This is a genomic window from Labilithrix luteola (assembly GCF_001263205.1).
GTDB classification, from domain to species: domain Bacteria; phylum Myxococcota_A; class Polyangia; order Polyangiales; family Polyangiaceae; genus Labilithrix; species Labilithrix luteola.
Window position 1 is genome coordinate 9944787 of record NZ_CP012333.1, and the last position, 15089, is coordinate 9959875.

A 15089-nucleotide genomic window follows, 5' to 3' on the forward strand; every position below is an offset into this window, starting at 1 on the left:
GAAGCGGCCACTGTGTTCGACGGAGACCGAGACACATGCGCCGACGCCACGTTTCCCTGCTTCTGAGCATCGCCAGTGCGAGCTGCGCGCTGATGGCATCCGCCGGCTGCTTCGATGTACGGATCTCCTTGGGTGACGACGACCCACAACCACCCCACGACGGGGGAGCGACTCCGCTCGACAGCGCCTCGGCAGACGTCGAAGTTCCCGACGGGTACGTGCCCCGGTGCAACCACGGATCGCCGTTCCAATCGGAGCGCACGGTGCTCGGACTCGAGAGCACGAGCGTGGTCTCGGCTCGCTTCTCGGTGGACGAGCGCACGGCCTACCTCTCCGTCGGTGCCCCGCAGGGCGGCACGTCCGGCTTCGACCTTTACACGGCCGAGCGCGACACCGCGACGGACGCATTCGGCGCGCTGACCAAGCTTTCGGTGAGCACGAACACCGACGACTATTGGCCGACGGTCGCCGCAGACGGGCTGACGATGTTCTTCGAATCGGGCGTCCCCATCGATGGAAGCATCGCCAACACCATCTGGTTCGCCCACCGGGACTCCGTTCCGGGAACGTTCACGGCGCGGGTTCCGGACGCGTTCGCGATCGTTCCGACGCGCACGGACGCCGCGCCGTATCTCCTCGGGAGCTCGCTGTACTGGATGTCGATCGGGCGCGAAGGAGCCACGACGATGGACCTGTGGACCGGCGAGGTGGGAGCCAATGGCGTCGTCGCGCAGGTACGTCCGGTCGGCGGCACGATCAACACGACCACCGCGGGCGAAATGTTCCCGGTCGTCTCCGCCGACGGGCTCGAGCTGTTCTTCACGCGTGAGACGCCCGGGAGCTTCGACGATATCGAAGTCGCGGCACGGGTGAACACCTCCGGGGAGTTCGCGAATGCAGTGCCCCTCGGCTTGCCCGTCGACAGTGCCAGCTCGTCGGAATGGCCGTCGTGGATCAGTCCCGACGACTGCCGCCTCTACTTCATCCGGTCGGACTCTCCGAATGGTGGCTATGGCCCGTGGCATCTCTGGGTCGCGGAGCGCGCCAAGCCGTAGTCATGGAAGCGGACCGAGAGACGCCGTCGTCGTGGCCCGACCACGAAGGGGATGCGCCGGCCACGCCTTTGTCCTCCGCGGACCTGCGCTCGGAGCAGCGCCCTCTAGGCTTCCGCGACGTGTACAAAAGCGAATTCGCCTTCGTGTGGCGCAGTGCGATCCGACTCGGTGTGAAGACGAGCGCCATCGACGACGTGGTGCAAGAGGTGTTCTTCATCGTCCACCGTCGGCTCGCCGAGTTCGAGTTCCGCTCGTCGATTCGCACGTGGGTGTTCGCGATCCTCCGGCGGGTCGTCGCCGATCATCGGAGAACGTTGCGTCGCAAACCTGCGGAGCCCACGGAGGCGTCCGAGCTCCAGGCCATTCGAGATCCCGGCGCGGGCGCATCGATGGCCCGTTTCGAAGCGTCGGACCTCGTCAACACCTTGCTCGAGGCCTTGGACGACGAGAAGCGCGAAGTGTTCGTGCTGGCCGAGCTCGAAGAGCTCACGCTGGCCGAGATTGCCCAGATCACCGGGACGAACGCGAACACCGTCGCGTCCCGTCTGCGCGTGGCTCGACGTATCTTCGAAGAAGCCCACCGGAACTACGAGCGAACGCAGGGAACCGAGGACGGAGGTAGCACATGAGCCTCGACCCCAAGACGAAGGCGCTGCTCCGCAAAGCAGCACGCGAACAAGAACCCTCCGCCGACGACGAGGCGCGCGTGCTCGGCGCGCTTGGGAAACGCATCGCAGCCGGAGGCGTCGTCGCCGCCGCCTCGGCCGTGGCCAAGACGGCACCGGCCCAAGGTGTCGCCAAAGCCGCGGGCCTGGGCCTCGTCACGAAGATCCTGGCCGTCGTCGGGGTCGTGTCCGCCGTCGGCGCCGGAGTCTACGAGCTCGCGGGCACGCCTCATCCCGAGTCGAGTTCCGGCGCCGCACCGAACGTCGCGGAGGCAGCCCCACCTCCGACTCTCGCGCCGAGCGCCAACGCGACGAGCAGCGCCCCAGCGCCGTCGCCGATTGCGGTGCCAAGCGCAGAGGGGGCGCCTCCTGTCGCGCCGAAGCCGAAGGCGCCGACCTCGGCGGCCAAGCGGAAAGAGCCGAACGCTCCCGCGGCGCGCGACGAAGCTCCGCTCGCGTCGGTCGCGACGCAGGCGCCAGAGCCTACTCCGCCGCCATCAACGGGTGTCGAAGCGGTCCCTACGGCGGCGGGCGTCGAACGTCCGGCGCCCGCCGCGATGGCGCCCCCAGCGGGCCTCGAAGGCGAGATTGCCCTGCTTCGCGACAGCGATCGCCTTCTGCGCGAAGGTAACGCGAACGCCGCTCTCGCGAAACTCGACGAACACGCCCAGCGTTTCCCGCACGGCTCGCTCTCGGAGGAGCGAACGGTCTCACGCGTCGTCGTCTTGTGTGCGCTCGGCCGAACCGCCGAAGCGCGCGCGGCGGGGAGTGCATTCCTCGCCGCACGGCCGAGCTCGCCTCACGCCGCCCGCGTGCGAGGCTCGTGCGTAGGCGCTTCGAACTGAAGTCTCATGCGTGTTCGGCGGGATCGGGCTCGACGAGCTCGACCAGCACGCCCCCCGTGGCCTTGGGGTGCAAGAAGGCAACCTTGTGACCGCGGGCGCCCTTACGCGGGGTCTCGTCGATGAGCTGGACGCCGAGCGCCTTGAGGGCGAGGAGCGCCTGCTCGATGCCTTCGACCTCCACGGCGATGTGGTGGATGCCCGGGCCGCGCTTTTCGAGGAATTTCTCGAGCCCGTCGTTGCCCTTCGGGGAGATGAGCTCGATGCTGGTCTCGCCGATCGGCAGCAGCACCGCCTCCGTCTTCTGCGAAGCGACCACTTCGCGCACCGTGGGCTCGAGGCCGAGCACCTGCTTGTACTTTGCAATGGATTCGTCGACGTCTTTGACGGCAACGGCGACGTGGTCGATCTTCTTGACGCGGATCATGGGGTCTCGGGGGACTCTAGCCCAACCCGCAGATGCCGTCGCCTCGGCGGCTTTTGTTCGTGCTAGGCTGCCGCGCTCATGAAGCGGACGTTCCTTGCGCTCGGTAAACTTGGCTCACTTGGCGTTCTTCTCCTGACGACGAGCTGCAGCAGCACGCTGTCTCAGCCGTTCCAGAACATGAAGAACCAGCCGATCACGATCTACCGGCTGCAGAACTACGAGCCCCCGCAGCAGTCGGCGGCCGCGGCCGCGCCGGCGCTTCCGCCCCAGATTCAACAATGGCTCACCGCGGGCGCCCAGCTCCTTCCGCCGGGCCTCCTTCCGCCGGGCCTCCTTCCGGGCGGCACCCCCGCGGGAACCGCGACGGATGCTCCGCGCTTCCACAATTTCCGCATTCTCAGCAGCGTGGCCGTCACCGACGCGAAGACGCGTGACGAGATCCTCGACCTCTTCGGTCGCGACTCGAACTTCCAGACGCCGCGCCAGCAGTGCATGTTCGCCGAGTTCGGCATCCAGATCGGCCAGGGTCCGGCGCCGGGCGCTCCGGTCGGCACGCCCGCCTCGGGCGTCCCCGCCGACGTCCTGGTGTCGCTCTCGTGCGACCAGGTCCAGATGATCAACTACGGCTGGCCTTATGGCGCGAAGAACGGCCTCGGACCCGACACGTCGAAGAAGATCGTGGCGATCGTCCAGAAGGCGTTCGGCGGCTGAGGTCGTGGGGGGGCGCGTCTCGGGGGTGAGCGTCCATGAAACCGACGTCGTACGAACCAAATCCAGCGCTGGCGTGGGTCTATCACCGCTTCTTCGAACACATCGGTGTCGATGAGGCGTGGGCTGGTCGGGTGCGCGAAGCGGAGTCGCGCGGGACGGTTATCTACGTCCTGCGCAATCTCTCCTTCGTCGACTTCCTCGCGCTCGACTACCTGACGAAGCGTCTGCACCTCCCGCAGGTGCGCTTCGCGAACGACCTCGGACTTTGGGTCCTCGAGCCGATGGGCCGCGGTTGGCTTTCGGCGCTTCGGTCTCGCACCGAGACCGACGACATCGCGCACCTGCGCGCGACGCTCGACGGAGGTCATTCGGCCGCTCTCTTCTTGAAGCGGCCCCCGTCACTGCTCGAGCCGCCGCCCATCGCCCGTCAGCGCGGCGGTCCCGCGCTCGCGCTTCCGTCGCGCGGCAAGACCGAAGGCGACGCCTACCTGCGCACGGTCATCGAAGCGCAGCGCCAGCGCGAGACGCCGATCTTGCTCGTCCCGCAGGTCTTCGTGTGGACGCGCCATGCCGACGCCACGAAGCACAACGCGGTCGACGCGCTCTTCGGTCCGCGCGAGTGGCCGGGGAAGATCCGCACGGTGATGCAGTTCCTCGCGAACTGGCGCCACGTCACGCTGCGCGCCGGCGAGCCGGTCGACGTGCGTGCGTTCCTCGAGCAGGAGCTGCGGGAGAACGGCGGGAAGTCCCCTGGCGACGACGTGCTCGTGCGCCGCCTCTCGTACACGCTGCTTCGTCGTCTCGAACGCGAACGCCGCGGCGTCCTCGGGCCCGCGAAGAAGCCCGCCGATCGCCTTCGCGATCAGGTCGTTCGCAGCCCGCGCCTCCAGAAAATCATCCGGGACATGGCCGGCGAAGGCGAGGCCGAACGACGCGTGCTCGGCTTCCGCGCCCTCTCGATGCTGCGTGAGATGGAGGCGCAGGTCGATCCCAACGCACTCCGCGCACTCGATGCGGCCTGCGATCAGACGATCGACCGGATGTACTCCGGCTTCGAGTTCGACACCGAGGGGCTCGCACGCGTGCGAGAGGCCGCAAAGGACGGAACGCTCGTCCTTCTGCCCAGCCACAAGTCGCATATCGACTACATCATTCTGACGCGGCTCTTCTTCCGCTCGAATCTGCCCGTCCCCCTCGTCGCCGCGGGCGACAACCTCTCCTTCTTCCCGCTCGGCCCGATCCTTCGGCGCGCCGGCGCGTACTTCATCCGTCGCAGCTTCAAGGGCGACCGCCTCTACGGCGCCGTGGTCGACGCGTATATGCGTCGCCTCCTCAAAGACGGCTGGCCGCTCGAGTTCTTCCTCGAAGGCGGGCGCTCGCGCACGGGCAAGCTCCTTCCACCGAAGCTGGGCCTCCTGTCGATCGTGGTCGACGCGGCGCTCGGCGCCAAAGAGGGCGGCTCCACGCGCAAGGTCTACTTCGTACCGATCTCGATCGGGTACGAGCGCGTCGTCGAGGAGCGCGCCTACGTGCGCGAGCTCACGGGCGGTGAGAAGCAAAAGGAAGACGTGGGAGGCCTTCTCCGGGCCGCGGAGAGCGCGCTCGGGCGCTATGGCCGCCTGAACGTCCAGTTCGGCGAGCTCCTGACGCTCGAAGGCGTGCTCGACGAGATCGATCGCGAAGCCTCACCGTCGAGCAAGGGTGGCAGCGGCAAACCGCTCACACCGGCGCGCCGCCGCGCGATGGTCACCCGCCTCGCCTACCGCGTGATGAACGAGATCAACCGCGTCACGGCCGTCACGCCGGGCGCCCTCGTCGCCACCGCCCTCCTCACGCATGGCAAGCGCGGGATCGGTCATGCCGAGCTCGTCGCCGTGTGCGAGCGCATCGTGCGCGTCCTCTCTGGATTCGATGCGCGCTTCACACCATCGCTCGTCGAGAATCCGAAGAACCCCGTCGTTCGCCGCACCGCCATTCGCGAAGCATGCGAGCTGTTCTTGAAGGCGGGTCACATCGAGGTGCACACGCCGGGCGATCCGGTCGGCGAAGGGCGCAAGGGCTTCCCTGGCCCCGACGCCTTCTACGTCGTCCCCGACGTTGCGCGCCTCTCGCTCGACATCGCCAAGAACCTCGTCGTCCACTTCTTCGTGTCGCGCGCGATGATCGCCATTCCGCTCACCGCGCGAGCCGCGGCCGAGCACACCGCCAACGGCGGCGCGATGGATCGGGCTCTGCTTGCGGAGCGCGCCCAGGCGCTGTCGAAGCTCTTCAAGTACGAGTTCCAGTTCCGCGCCGACGCGACGTTCGAGACCATCTTCACCGAGACGCTCGACGCGATGGAGGCGGACGGTGAGATCCTGCGCGACGAGGCGGGTAACGTTCGGCTCGGGCGTTCGAGTGAAGGGCGCGAGCGCGTCATCCTTCACGCGCGTGTCGTACGCAGCTTCGTCGAGGGCTACATGATCGCCGCTCGATCGCTGACGGCCCTCCTCAAAGGACCGCTCTCGCCAAAGGACCTCGCGAAGCGCGCGATGAACGTCGGTGAGCGTATGTTCCTCGCGGGCGAAATCGAAGCGCGCGAAGCCGTGAGCCGGCCCGTCGTCGAGAACGCGTTTCTCGCCTTCGTCGATCAAGGGTATCTCGGCCGAACAGACGGCAAGTACATCCTCCCCGAGAGCTACGCGACCGCCGAGACCGTGCGCACCATCGAAGCGCGCGTTTCCAGCTACCTCTGACCGTCCTCGACACGCACGCGTACGGCGAGCATCGGCGCCTTGTCGCGCGCGAGCTTGCTCACGCTCGCGTCGACGAGGAAGCGCGGGGTCACCTTGTCTTTTCCGGTGCCGCGCGAAGGGAGGGTGCCGCGGAATTGCCCCACGGCCCCGGCAGCGCCGTCGAGGCGCGCCATGCCGAACGAGCAGGAGGTCGAGGAAAACTGACTCGCACCGGCGGAGACCTTGCGCCCTTCGAGGCCGCTCTCCACGCCTTTCATCACGAGCACCACCTCGGAGCCATCGCGGTAGGCGTACACGGCGCCTGCCTCCGACTTGGCGACCTCCACGAGCCCCACCGAGGAGCGACCCACGACATCCGGAACGAGCGCATTGTCGACGAAATGAACACGCGTTCGCTCGAGCGACGCCTTCCCGTCTTTCTCGACGAACCGTACGAGGTCGAGATCGCCGTTGGTCATCGTCGAGTAGCGGCGATACGAGTCGTAAAGCGTCGTCCCATCATTTCCGCTATCGGCGAGACAGTACCCGCGCGAGGTGGCGGCGATGAAATCGCGCCAACGCGTCGTTCCGGCGAGCCCTTCGTCCTTCATGGAGATGCCAGGCACCTTCTCCACGACGGCGCCCTTCAGCGGCGCGAGCGAGGCCATGGCGGAGAGGCTCGGAATTGGCGACGTCGTTGCGGCGTGAGCCTCGGTTGCCACCGCGATCGAAGCGAGCACGACTGCCGATACGAACCATCCGAAGCGAGACATCAGAGCGACTCCAGGTAGGTGGTGAGATCCGCGAGATCCGACGGCGACAGATGCTTGGTGTGCCCCATCTTCCCGTCCGACTTCACGAGCAGGGTCTTCAGATCCGCATAGCGCCCGTCGTGGAAGTACGGCGCCGAGCCTCCTACGAAGCGGAGCGACGGGGTGTCGAACTTCGCCTGCGTATCGCCCGCGGCGCGGCTCTTGACGTCGTGCTTGTCACCGTCGGGCAAGTCACCGCTCTCGCCGTGGCAACTCGAGCAGCCAGCCTCGGTCGACCGGAAGAGCTCTCGGCCGTGGGCCCATGCCGTGCTCTTCGCGCTGGGCGACGACGACGGCGGCGAGCGCATCGAGCGCACGTACGCGACGAGGGCTTCCTTGTCTTCGCCGTCGAGCCCACTGCCTCCGAGGCGCTTGACGGTGGAGACGAGGTGGAGCGAAACGTCGGAGGCGTCACCGTTCCAACCGAATGGCGCAGCGCCTTCGAGGCGTCCGGCGAGCATCGGCGTCTGCCTCGGGCCTTTCGGCGAAGACCATACGAGCGTGTCGTCGCGACCATCGGGATGGCAGCTCGCGCAGGCACGACCGTCGCTCGAGATACGCCGATCGTCGGTCGCGTGGAAGATGGCGCGACCACGCGCGAGCTTGGCGTTGCCACGTACGTCGCGAGCAAGGGCAAAGCTCGAAAGGGCGAACGGCTTGACGCCGTCCGGCGCCTCGGAGTCGCCGATGGCGATCGTCGTCAGCGCGTGTGCGAACTGCGACCAGACGACCGCGCGAGCGCGCGATTCGTCGAGCGCGATTCCCACGGGCCCGGACGGCACCGCCCAACGACGAAGCTCGACGTCTTGCGGGTTCACCGCATCGGAATCGAAGAGCGCGACCGAATCGGCACCGAGACACGTCACGAACAAGCCTGCCTTGCCCACGGCTGCCGCGCGAGGAAGCGCGCACCTGCCCGAATGCGTCTCGAGGCCCGCACGGAGGCGCGACGTCCCCGCGAGGGGTTTGCCCGTATCTTCGTCGACCACGGGCACGTGGAACACCTCCGCTTCGCGGCCTTCCCCCCCGCCATAGCCGTCCGAAGCCTCACTCGCATCGCCGGTGAAGACGAGCGCGTGAGGCGCGAAGATTTTGCCGGACTCGGCACGCGCGAGCGTGAACCCCTGACAGCCCATGCGGCTTTGCGTCCCGCTTTCGTCGCCGCGGCCGAGGAACTCCTCCACGCCGGCCATGGGCACGACCCTCTTCGCGCCCTTACCGTCGAGCTCCACGACGTCGAGCGAATTGCCGACGGCATGGGAAACGAAGGCGCGCTTGCCGTCGTGCGAGACCACCACCGCACGCGGCTCGCGCGCCACTTCGTGCTCGGCGATCCGGGTCATCGTCTTCGTGTCGAAGACCGAGACGCGGCGCCCCCACCCGCTCGCGACGACGAGCGTGCCGTCATCCGGCGACAGGGCGAGGCCAATCGGCTCGGCGGCGACCTCGATACGTCGCTCCACGCGGAACTTCGAATCCGGTCGTCCTGCGCCGGCCAAAACGACGAGCTCGCCCTTGTCGCGCAGCGAGGCCACCGCACGACCGTCCGGTAGCATCACGAGCTGTGCGGGCGCACCACCCGTGCGAACGGCGCTGATCTGCGTTCCTTCGTCGACGTCGAGCACGCGCACCATCGCGTCGTCTTCGTCGGCGACGAACGCGAGGACGTGCCCCTCCGACTCGGCCAACAGAACGGCCGATCCGTCCTGCGTCGCCCCGAGCCGGTGAACCACGGGATCGGGCACTTGCGGCTCCGCGGCCGGCGTATGCGGTCCCGGATCCGGCCTGCGTACCCCCATCGAGACCGAAGGGTCTCGGACACATGCAACGAACGCCGCGGACAGCACGCCCAGCGCGAGAAGTGGAGCCCGTTTCCTCATGCGTGGAGAACGCCAAGCTGGGCCGAACCCATTCCGTTCTGCGCAATCGTCCGCGCTTCGATCGCGACGCCCCGCTCGAACCGCGGACGTCGCTCGACGGCGCTGCGCTCCCAAACTCGACCGTGACGGTTCGCTCCGAACGGTTCGGACCGTCACACCGGGGGCCTTCGAACCTCACGAAAAAAGCCGCAACACAATACCGTCACATCGAGCAACGGTTGAACCGGTTCGTGCATCGGATCTGCCCGACTCGTCATGTCGTTGCTGTCCACGATTGTCGCTGCGGCTGCGTTCTTCGTCGGTGCAGACCTGGTCTACACGGTCGACCACTACCTCGTTCACCACGATCACGACCGCTACAAGCGAACACACTCGCGTCATCACCGCCGCTACGTCGGCTCGAAGGACGCCGTGCAGCTCGACGGCTACGAGCTATGGACGTACGGGCGCGCCGCGCTCATCTCGACGCTCGCGATGGTGCCGCTCTCCCTCCTCACGGGAAACCCGGGCTTCGTCATCGGCGGCGTGCTGAAGTTCGTCCACTCGCTGCTCTTCCACCTCTACCAGCACGGCTGGTGGTCGTCGGTTCCGCTCCGCAAGCAGGGGCTGCCGCCGCCGAAGCCGGGCTGGGGTTTCGCGAGCGCGCACTACCACGCGCATCATCACGCCTATCCCGACGACGCGGTCTTCACCTACGCCGAGTCCTGGCAAGGCTTCGATCGCATCCTCGAGTGGGCGCACCCGCGTATCGTCCGTTACACGAAAGACGGACACGGACACGGCAAGCGCGATCGCCTCGAACGGGCTGGCCGCGCGACAGCCAATCAGGCCGCCCGCGCGGAGCTCGCAGACGCAGCCGAGCGCACCGAGACGGCGCGCTGACGCCCGCGACACTTTCGCAACCTCGCAGACCTCGCAGACCTCAGGCGAGGCGGCTCTGACGCGGCCCGCGATCGAGCACTTCGAGCTCGTCGATCAAGCTCGAGGCCATCGCGCGCGCCATGCGCGTCGAGTCGCGTGACGATCGCGAAGGAGGCTGCGTCGGCGGAGCGTTGTCGAGGAGCTCTTCGATCTCACGAGCAAGGCGGAGCGCGCGTTGCAACGTGTTCTCGGACTCCGCCTCGTCGTCCGTGCGGGTGTAAGCGAGCTGCGGTCCCTCGAGTGCCATCGTGATCGATCCTCCCCCCCGCCCGTTCTTTGCGACTACGAGTTTTGCGACGACGACTTCGCCACTCACGCGCGGCCTCGCGCGGTGAACAAAATCTCTACTCGCTTCCTTCGGCTGCGCAACCCCGATCACGAGGGAAATTCAGGCCTAAACTGCGGCACTTGCGCCTCGATTCGATGACGCGCGAGCAACGCAAACGCACTTCGTCGAGGTTCACCGCATGGTGCAGCGCAGCATCGGAGATTCTCCCCAGGCTTCGATTTCGGCTAGAAGAACCTGGTTGCGTCCGTTCCTTCGCCACCTTCGAGCACTCGCAGGCACGTGCGGCCTCGTCGCGGGTGCGTGCGTTGGCAGCGGGTGCGCGTCCGTCCCCTCGCCGCTGACGCCCCACTACGAAGGCTCGGTCGGCCTGCCCCATCGCGGCGTTCTCACCGCCCCCGAACAACTCGCGTGCGAAGGAGAGGCGCTCCGGTGCCTGCGCGACAACGATCGCCACTACGCGATCGGACGGTTCGTCGCCACCATCGATCGAGCAGCGAAGGACGTCGCGAAGAAGCGGCCCGGCGCTCGACTCACCGTCGGCGATCTCTCCGCCAAGAGCGGTGGCCACATCTCTTCGCACTCCTCCCATCGGAGCGGTCGCGACGCCGATCTCCTCCTCTACATGACGACGCTCGACGGCGTGCCCGTCCCGAATCCGGATTTCGTGCACGTCGGGCCGGATGGGCTCGCGTGGGACCCCGTCCAGCATCGCTATCTGCGCTTCGACGTCGAGCGCGAGTGGCTTCTGGTCAAGACGCTGCTCGAAGACCCGGAGGCGCGCATCCAGTGGCTCTTCGTCAGCAAGCCCGTCAAGGCAATGCTGCTCGAGTGGGCACGTGCCCGCGGTGAGTCCGGGGAGACCATGGCCAGAGCACTCGACGTCCTCGTCCAGCCGAGCCCGCCGGCGCAGAACCACGACGACCACATCCACGTGCGCACGGCGTGCACGCCCGAAGAGCTTCGGCGAGGCTGCGAAGACAGCGGTCCGACGCGGCCGTGGCTCGCCGCGCTGGACACGAAGGCCGTCACGTCCGACATTCCCGTCGACAACACCCGCGAACTGCTCGAAGCGATCACCCGCCCTATCGACACGAGCCCCGACACGACCCCCGTAGCGAACGATGCCAAGGCGAGCCGCTGAAGATCTTCTCGTCCACGGTGACGCCCGCGAGCTTTCGGACGTTGCCCCCGCAGCGAGCTTCGACCTCGCCTACCTCGATCCGCCGTTCATGGTGGACAAGAGCTTCAGCGCACGTGTGAAGCGTGGTGCGCGTGCCGACGGGCCCGTGGCATACGACGACGTGTGGCCCTCGCTCGAGGTCTACCTCGATTGGCTGCGCGAGCGCATCGCAGTCGTCTACGAGCTTCTGAGCTCCGAGGGCACGATGTGGCTTCACCTCGATTCGCGCGCCGTGCACGAAGCGAAGGTGCTCTGCGACGGCATCTTCGGGGCACGTCGCTTCCGCGGCGAGGTCATCTGGGTTCCCGGCAACGGCAGCAAGAGTCGGAGCGGCCCCGGCATGGGCCATCAGACGCTGCTCCTCTACGCGCGCGGCGCCACACCGATCTGGAACGCGAAGGACCCCGCGCTACGTGCGCCGTTCGCGGCCACGAGCCAGGCGATGCACTTCACGAACGTCGACGAGGACGGACGGCGCTACCGGGACCGCATCGTCAACGGCAAGACGTACCGCTACTACGCCGACGAAGGCCGTGCGCTCGGCAGCGTCTGGACCGACTGCCCAGCGATGGCCGCCAACACGCCGCTGCGCGCGGAGACCACCGGCTATCCCACGCAGAAGCCGCTCAAGCTGCTCGACCGCATCGTTCGGGCCTCGACGACGCCCGAATCACGTGTACTCGATCCGTTCTGCGGCTCGGGAACCACGCTCGTGGCGGCCTCCAAGGCGGGACGCCGATTCTGCGGGAACGACATCGGCGAGCTCGCCATCGAGACCTCGCGGCGGCGCCTGTCGGACGCGAAGATCCCGCACCAGTTCGTCGCCCGAAACGACGAAGGCCACGGTGCCGACCACGGCAACTTGCCGCGCGCCGTGGACCGTGGCCTCGGGCCGGATGCGAGCAGCGCTCAGCGTTCGGAGTAGAGGTGCGCCTCGACGAACCAAAGGTCCTTGTCGGCGCTGCGCGATAGCTCGGTGAAGAGATCGGCCGTGCCCTTGTCGCCGGCCTTGTCCGCCGTGTCGATCGCCTGACGAACCTTCGCGCCGTATTCGGCGAGCGAGGTCGACACGGCGTCGACATACGAGCGGCCATCCGGAAGGTCGAGACCAATCGACTTGATCGACGTCCGCTTCGCGATCGACGCGGTCAGACCGTCGGCCACGCCACCAAGCTGAACCGCACGTTCCGCAAGGTCGTCCGACGCCTCTTCGACGTGCTCGGCAACCTGGTCGAAGAGCTCGTGGATGGCGATGAAGTTCGGCCCCTTCACGTTCCAGTGTGCGTGCTTCACCTGGTTGAAGAGATCGATCGCGTCAGCCAAGCGATCGTTCAGGAGCTTGATCATCGCGACGCGGGTGCTCTCGGGGAGATCATTCTTCGTACGGTGCATGGTCAGCTCCTTCTGCACACACCTGGTGTGCGAGACGTCCTTTGAGTGCGGCGCGCAGAGTAAGAAGGAGCGAAGGCGACGTCGAGGCGATTCGTTGTCGCGAATTTTCGCATTGGCAGTCGCTCGCGTCGTGCGACGATAACCCCTCGAGATCATCGCGAGGACGATGATCGAAGTACGAAGGAGCTTCGATGAACGACCCGAAGAGACCGCCCTTTGGCACTGCGACCAGCGCGGCGAGTGCGACCAGCGCAACCAGCGCGGCGAGTGCAACCAGCGCGACCATCGCGACCGAGAAGCGTACGCTCGTGGAGGACGGCACCAAGTTCAAGGGCACCCTTTCTTCGACGTGCCCGATTCATGTGCAGGGCGCCATCGAAGGAAACGTCGAAGGGCCTGCCCTCACGGTCAGCGCCACGGGCGTCATCTCCGGCAAGGTCACGGCCACCACGCTCAAGAGCGAGGGCAAGGTTTCGGGCGAATTCGAGGTCGAGACGGCCAACCTCGCGGGCACCGTGGGTCACAACACGGTCGTCGTGGCCTCGGCCCTCGACGTGAAGCTCGAAGCCCCGTCGGGCAAGCTGCAGCTCACGTTCGGGCAGCCCGACGCGTCGCGACGTCGTTCGTAGTTCGTTCGTGCCTGAAGACACGGCGCGTGGTTCTCCGAGCTTCGGAGACACGCGCCGTTTCTCGTTTGGCGCGCGCGCGGGCTCGATCAGAGGCCGAACGGCACGTCGAGCGTTCGGTGTTTGCGCCACGTGCGATCGCCCTGGGCGATCTTCTTCTCGGCGAGCTCGTGCATCATCAAGTTGATGGGCCAGTACGCGAGGTTCTGGATCCACGAGTGGTCGAGCCCGAAGTCGTAACGCTTGCGAATCGAGCGAAGCGAGTACATGTCGCGCCAGGCGCGAACCCAGCCGGTGCGGAGCTCGTCGCGCGTCATGTGTTTCGGTTGGTAGAACGGCGCGCCGTGATCGTGGTCTTCGGAGAGCCACCAGCGATCCTTCGTCAGGCGATCCTCTTCGCGTAGACGCTTGTAGAGACGCGTGCCCGGATAAGGTGTGAGCAGCGCGAAGAGCGCCATCGTGATCTTCGACTCGATGCAGAACTCGACCGTGCGTTCGAACGCCGTGCCGGTGTCGTCGTCGAGGCCGAACACGAAGCTGCCCCACACGGCGATACCGTGGTCGGCAAGCATTCGGACGATGTCGCGATACTTGCGCGGCTTGTTCTGCTTCTTGCCGGCGCCACGCACCGCGCTGTCGTCGACCGACTCGAAGCCGATGAAGAGTGCACGACAGCCGGCACGCGCCATGACCTCGACGTTCTCGATCTTGTGGAGGCCGGCGAGCGAGGCCTGGGCCACCCAGTGCTTCTTCATGGGCACCATGGCCTCGAAGAGCTCGTGGCTGTATTTCTGGTGGATCATCACGTTGTCGTCGCCGAAGAGCACGCGCGGGCCCACGGTCTCGAGCTCGGCGATGACCTCCTTCACCGGGCGAAAGCGGAACGTCGTGCCGTTGTAGGTCGACACGCTGCAGAACTCGCACGGGAACGGGCAGCCGCGCGTGGTCTGCACGACGTCGAAAGGAACGTAGCGGCGCGACTTCACCAGATCGCGCTTGGGCATGGGCAGGCCCACGAGCTCCGGCATCTTGTCGTGCTTGTAGATGCGGCGGCTGATGAGCGACTTGGTGCGTCCGAGCTTGCCGGCCTTGGCGTCCGCCAGAACGTCTTGCCAGAGCCACTCCGCCTCGCCGGAGACGATGGCGTCGGCGTGCTCGAGCCCCTCGTCGGGGAGCGCGGTGACGTGGATGCCGCCGAGCACCACCTTCGATCCGCGCTTGCGATAGGCATCGGCAATCGCGTACGCACGCGCGGCCGTCTTCGAATTGACGCTGATGCCGACGAGGTCGGGAACGTCCTCTTCCTTCGCGAGGTCGATGGGCTCGATGCCGTCGTCGCGAAACGTCAAGTTGACGTCGTCCGGCGTGTGGGCCGAGAGCGTGCTCACCCAGAGCGGCTTGATGTACGTCGAATCTTCGTTCGAGGGGGCGACGAGATGCACGTGCATGGCGCCAAGAGCGTATCAGGCTTTGCGCCGGCGGAACGAGCCGCCTGCCGAGGCCGCGATTCTTGCGCCCGATGCACGTCGTTCAATGGCACGACGCACGCGATTCACCTATTCGCGGCGCCGGTCT

At 66.9% G+C, this 15089-nt stretch carries 15 protein-coding genes; 9 read left to right on the forward strand and 6 right to left on the reverse strand.

Annotated features, from left to right (window positions below):
* Nucleotides 1-35: 35 nt before the first annotated feature.
* The 3 genes from AKJ09_RS53730 (at nucleotide 36) to AKJ09_RS42975 (ending at nucleotide 2565) form a co-directional block, all read left to right on the forward strand.
* On the forward strand, nucleotides 36-1055 hold the full coding sequence (locus tag AKJ09_RS53730) for a TolB-like translocation protein (protein ID WP_169928332.1): 1020 nt from the start codon (nucleotides 36-38) through the stop codon (nucleotides 1053-1055).
* A gap of 119 nt (nucleotides 1056-1174) precedes the next feature.
* Nucleotides 1175-1684: an RNA polymerase sigma factor gene (locus tag AKJ09_RS42970; protein WP_169928333.1), complete on the forward strand. Its 510-nt coding sequence runs from the start codon at nucleotides 1175-1177 to the stop codon at nucleotides 1682-1684.
* A complete protein-coding gene (locus AKJ09_RS42975; protein WP_146653648.1) occupies nucleotides 1681-2565 on the forward strand; it encodes a hypothetical protein in 885 nt (294 codons plus the stop codon). The genes AKJ09_RS42970 and AKJ09_RS42975 overlap by 4 nt, the downstream gene beginning before the upstream one ends.
* Nucleotides 2566-2569: 4 nt before the next feature.
* Here the strand turns inward: AKJ09_RS42975 and mce are convergent, their stop codons facing one another.
* Complete coding sequence (mce, locus tag AKJ09_RS42980) at nucleotides 2570-2989, reverse strand: methylmalonyl-CoA epimerase (RefSeq protein WP_146653649.1); 420 nt, start codon at nucleotides 2987-2989, stop codon at nucleotides 2570-2572.
* A 78-nt stretch (nucleotides 2990-3067) separates the two neighbouring features.
* Here mce and AKJ09_RS42985 point away from each other — a divergent pair, with 78 nt between their 5' ends.
* Nucleotides 3068-3700 (forward strand): hypothetical protein, encoded by a 633-nt coding sequence (locus tag AKJ09_RS42985; protein ID WP_146653650.1) that lies wholly within the window; start codon nucleotides 3068-3070, stop codon nucleotides 3698-3700.
* 35 nt (nucleotides 3701-3735) lie between these two features.
* The gene (locus AKJ09_RS42990) at nucleotides 3736-6435 is read left to right on the forward strand and encodes a 1-acyl-sn-glycerol-3-phosphate acyltransferase (RefSeq protein ID WP_146653651.1); all 2700 of its coding nucleotides are present in this window, start codon (nucleotides 3736-3738) and stop codon (nucleotides 6433-6435) included.
* Here the strand turns inward: AKJ09_RS42990 and AKJ09_RS42995 are convergent.
* Both AKJ09_RS42995 and AKJ09_RS43000 read right to left on the reverse strand, forming a co-directional pair.
* On the reverse strand, nucleotides 6426-7187 hold the full coding sequence (locus AKJ09_RS42995; protein WP_146653652.1) for a hypothetical protein: 762 nt from the start codon (nucleotides 7185-7187) through the stop codon (nucleotides 6426-6428). The two genes, AKJ09_RS42990 and AKJ09_RS42995, sit on opposite strands and share 10 nt — an antisense overlap.
* On the reverse strand, nucleotides 7187-9106 hold the full coding sequence (locus AKJ09_RS43000) for a c-type cytochrome (protein WP_169928334.1): 1920 nt from the start codon (nucleotides 9104-9106) through the stop codon (nucleotides 7187-7189). The genes AKJ09_RS42995 and AKJ09_RS43000 overlap by 1 nt, the downstream gene beginning before the upstream one ends.
* Nucleotides 9107-9361: 255 nt before the next feature.
* Between AKJ09_RS43000 and AKJ09_RS43010 the strand changes: the two genes are divergently transcribed.
* Nucleotides 9362-9988 (forward strand): sterol desaturase family protein, encoded by a 627-nt coding sequence (locus AKJ09_RS43010; protein WP_146653655.1) that lies wholly within the window; start codon nucleotides 9362-9364, stop codon nucleotides 9986-9988.
* Nucleotides 9989-10028: 40 nt separating this feature from the next.
* Here the strand turns inward: AKJ09_RS43010 and AKJ09_RS43015 are convergent, their stop codons facing one another.
* Nucleotides 10029-10274, reverse strand: a complete 246-nt coding sequence (locus tag AKJ09_RS43015; protein ID WP_146653656.1) for a hypothetical protein — start codon at nucleotides 10272-10274, stop codon at nucleotides 10029-10031.
* A 280-nt stretch (nucleotides 10275-10554) separates the two neighbouring features.
* Here AKJ09_RS43015 and AKJ09_RS43020 point away from each other — a divergent pair, with 280 nt between their 5' ends.
* Complete coding sequence (locus AKJ09_RS43020; protein WP_169928335.1) at nucleotides 10555-11457, forward strand: penicillin-insensitive murein endopeptidase; 903 nt, start codon at nucleotides 10555-10557, stop codon at nucleotides 11455-11457.
* Entirely contained in the window at nucleotides 11438-12421 is a 984-nt protein-coding gene (locus AKJ09_RS43025) for a DNA-methyltransferase (RefSeq protein ID WP_146653658.1), read from the forward strand. Before AKJ09_RS43020 ends, AKJ09_RS43025 begins: the two co-directional genes overlap by 20 nt.
* Here AKJ09_RS43025 and dps read toward each other — a convergent pair.
* A complete protein-coding gene (gene dps / locus AKJ09_RS43030; RefSeq protein ID WP_275936697.1) occupies nucleotides 12406-13044 on the reverse strand; it encodes a DNA starvation/stationary phase protection protein Dps in 639 nt (212 codons plus the stop codon). The genes AKJ09_RS43025 and dps overlap by 16 nt on opposite strands.
* A 35-nt stretch (nucleotides 13045-13079) precedes the next feature.
* Here dps and AKJ09_RS43035 point away from each other — a divergent pair, with 35 nt between their 5' ends.
* Nucleotides 13080-13517, forward strand: a complete 438-nt coding sequence (locus AKJ09_RS43035; protein WP_146653660.1) for a bactofilin family protein — start codon at nucleotides 13080-13082, stop codon at nucleotides 13515-13517.
* Between the two features lie 86 nt (nucleotides 13518-13603).
* Here AKJ09_RS43035 and AKJ09_RS43040 read toward each other — a convergent pair whose 3' ends face one another.
* A complete protein-coding gene (locus AKJ09_RS43040; RefSeq protein ID WP_146653661.1) occupies nucleotides 13604-14962 on the reverse strand; it encodes a B12-binding domain-containing radical SAM protein in 1359 nt (452 codons plus the stop codon).
* Between the last annotated feature and the right edge of the window lie 127 nt (nucleotides 14963-15089).

Excerpts from the sequence above, each read along its gene's own strand:
- AKJ09_RS53730 (WP_169928332.1), top strand. The coding sequence starts at position 36 with ATGCGCCGACGCCACGTTTCCCTGCTTCTGAGCATCGCCAGTGCGAGC.
- AKJ09_RS42975 (WP_146653648.1), top strand. The coding sequence starts at position 1,681 with ATGAGCCTCGACCCCAAGACGAAGGCGCTGCTCCGCAAAGCAGCACGC.
- mce (WP_146653649.1), bottom strand. The coding sequence starts at position 2,989 with ATGATCCGCGTCAAGAAGATCGACCACGTCGCCGTTGCCGTCAAAGAC.
- AKJ09_RS42985 (WP_146653650.1), top strand. The coding sequence starts at position 3,068 with ATGAAGCGGACGTTCCTTGCGCTCGGTAAACTTGGCTCACTTGGCGTT.
- AKJ09_RS42990 (WP_146653651.1), top strand. The coding sequence starts at position 3,736 with ATGAAACCGACGTCGTACGAACCAAATCCAGCGCTGGCGTGGGTCTAT.
- AKJ09_RS42995 (WP_146653652.1), bottom strand. The coding sequence starts at position 7,187 with ATGTCTCGCTTCGGATGGTTCGTATCGGCAGTCGTGCTCGCTTCGATC.
- AKJ09_RS43000 (WP_169928334.1), bottom strand. The coding sequence starts at position 9,106 with ATGAGGAAACGGGCTCCACTTCTCGCGCTGGGCGTGCTGTCCGCGGCG.
- AKJ09_RS43010 (WP_146653655.1), top strand. The coding sequence starts at position 9,362 with ATGTCGTTGCTGTCCACGATTGTCGCTGCGGCTGCGTTCTTCGTCGGT.
- AKJ09_RS43015 (WP_146653656.1), bottom strand. The coding sequence starts at position 10,274 with ATGGCACTCGAGGGACCGCAGCTCGCTTACACCCGCACGGACGACGAG.
- AKJ09_RS43025 (WP_146653658.1), top strand. The coding sequence starts at position 11,438 with ATGCCAAGGCGAGCCGCTGAAGATCTTCTCGTCCACGGTGACGCCCGC.
- dps (WP_275936697.1), bottom strand. The coding sequence starts at position 13,044 with ATGATCTCGAGGGGTTATCGTCGCACGACGCGAGCGACTGCCAATGCG.
- AKJ09_RS43035 (WP_146653660.1), top strand. The coding sequence starts at position 13,080 with ATGAACGACCCGAAGAGACCGCCCTTTGGCACTGCGACCAGCGCGGCG.
- AKJ09_RS43040 (WP_146653661.1), bottom strand. The coding sequence starts at position 14,962 with ATGCACGTGCATCTCGTCGCCCCCTCGAACGAAGATTCGACGTACATC.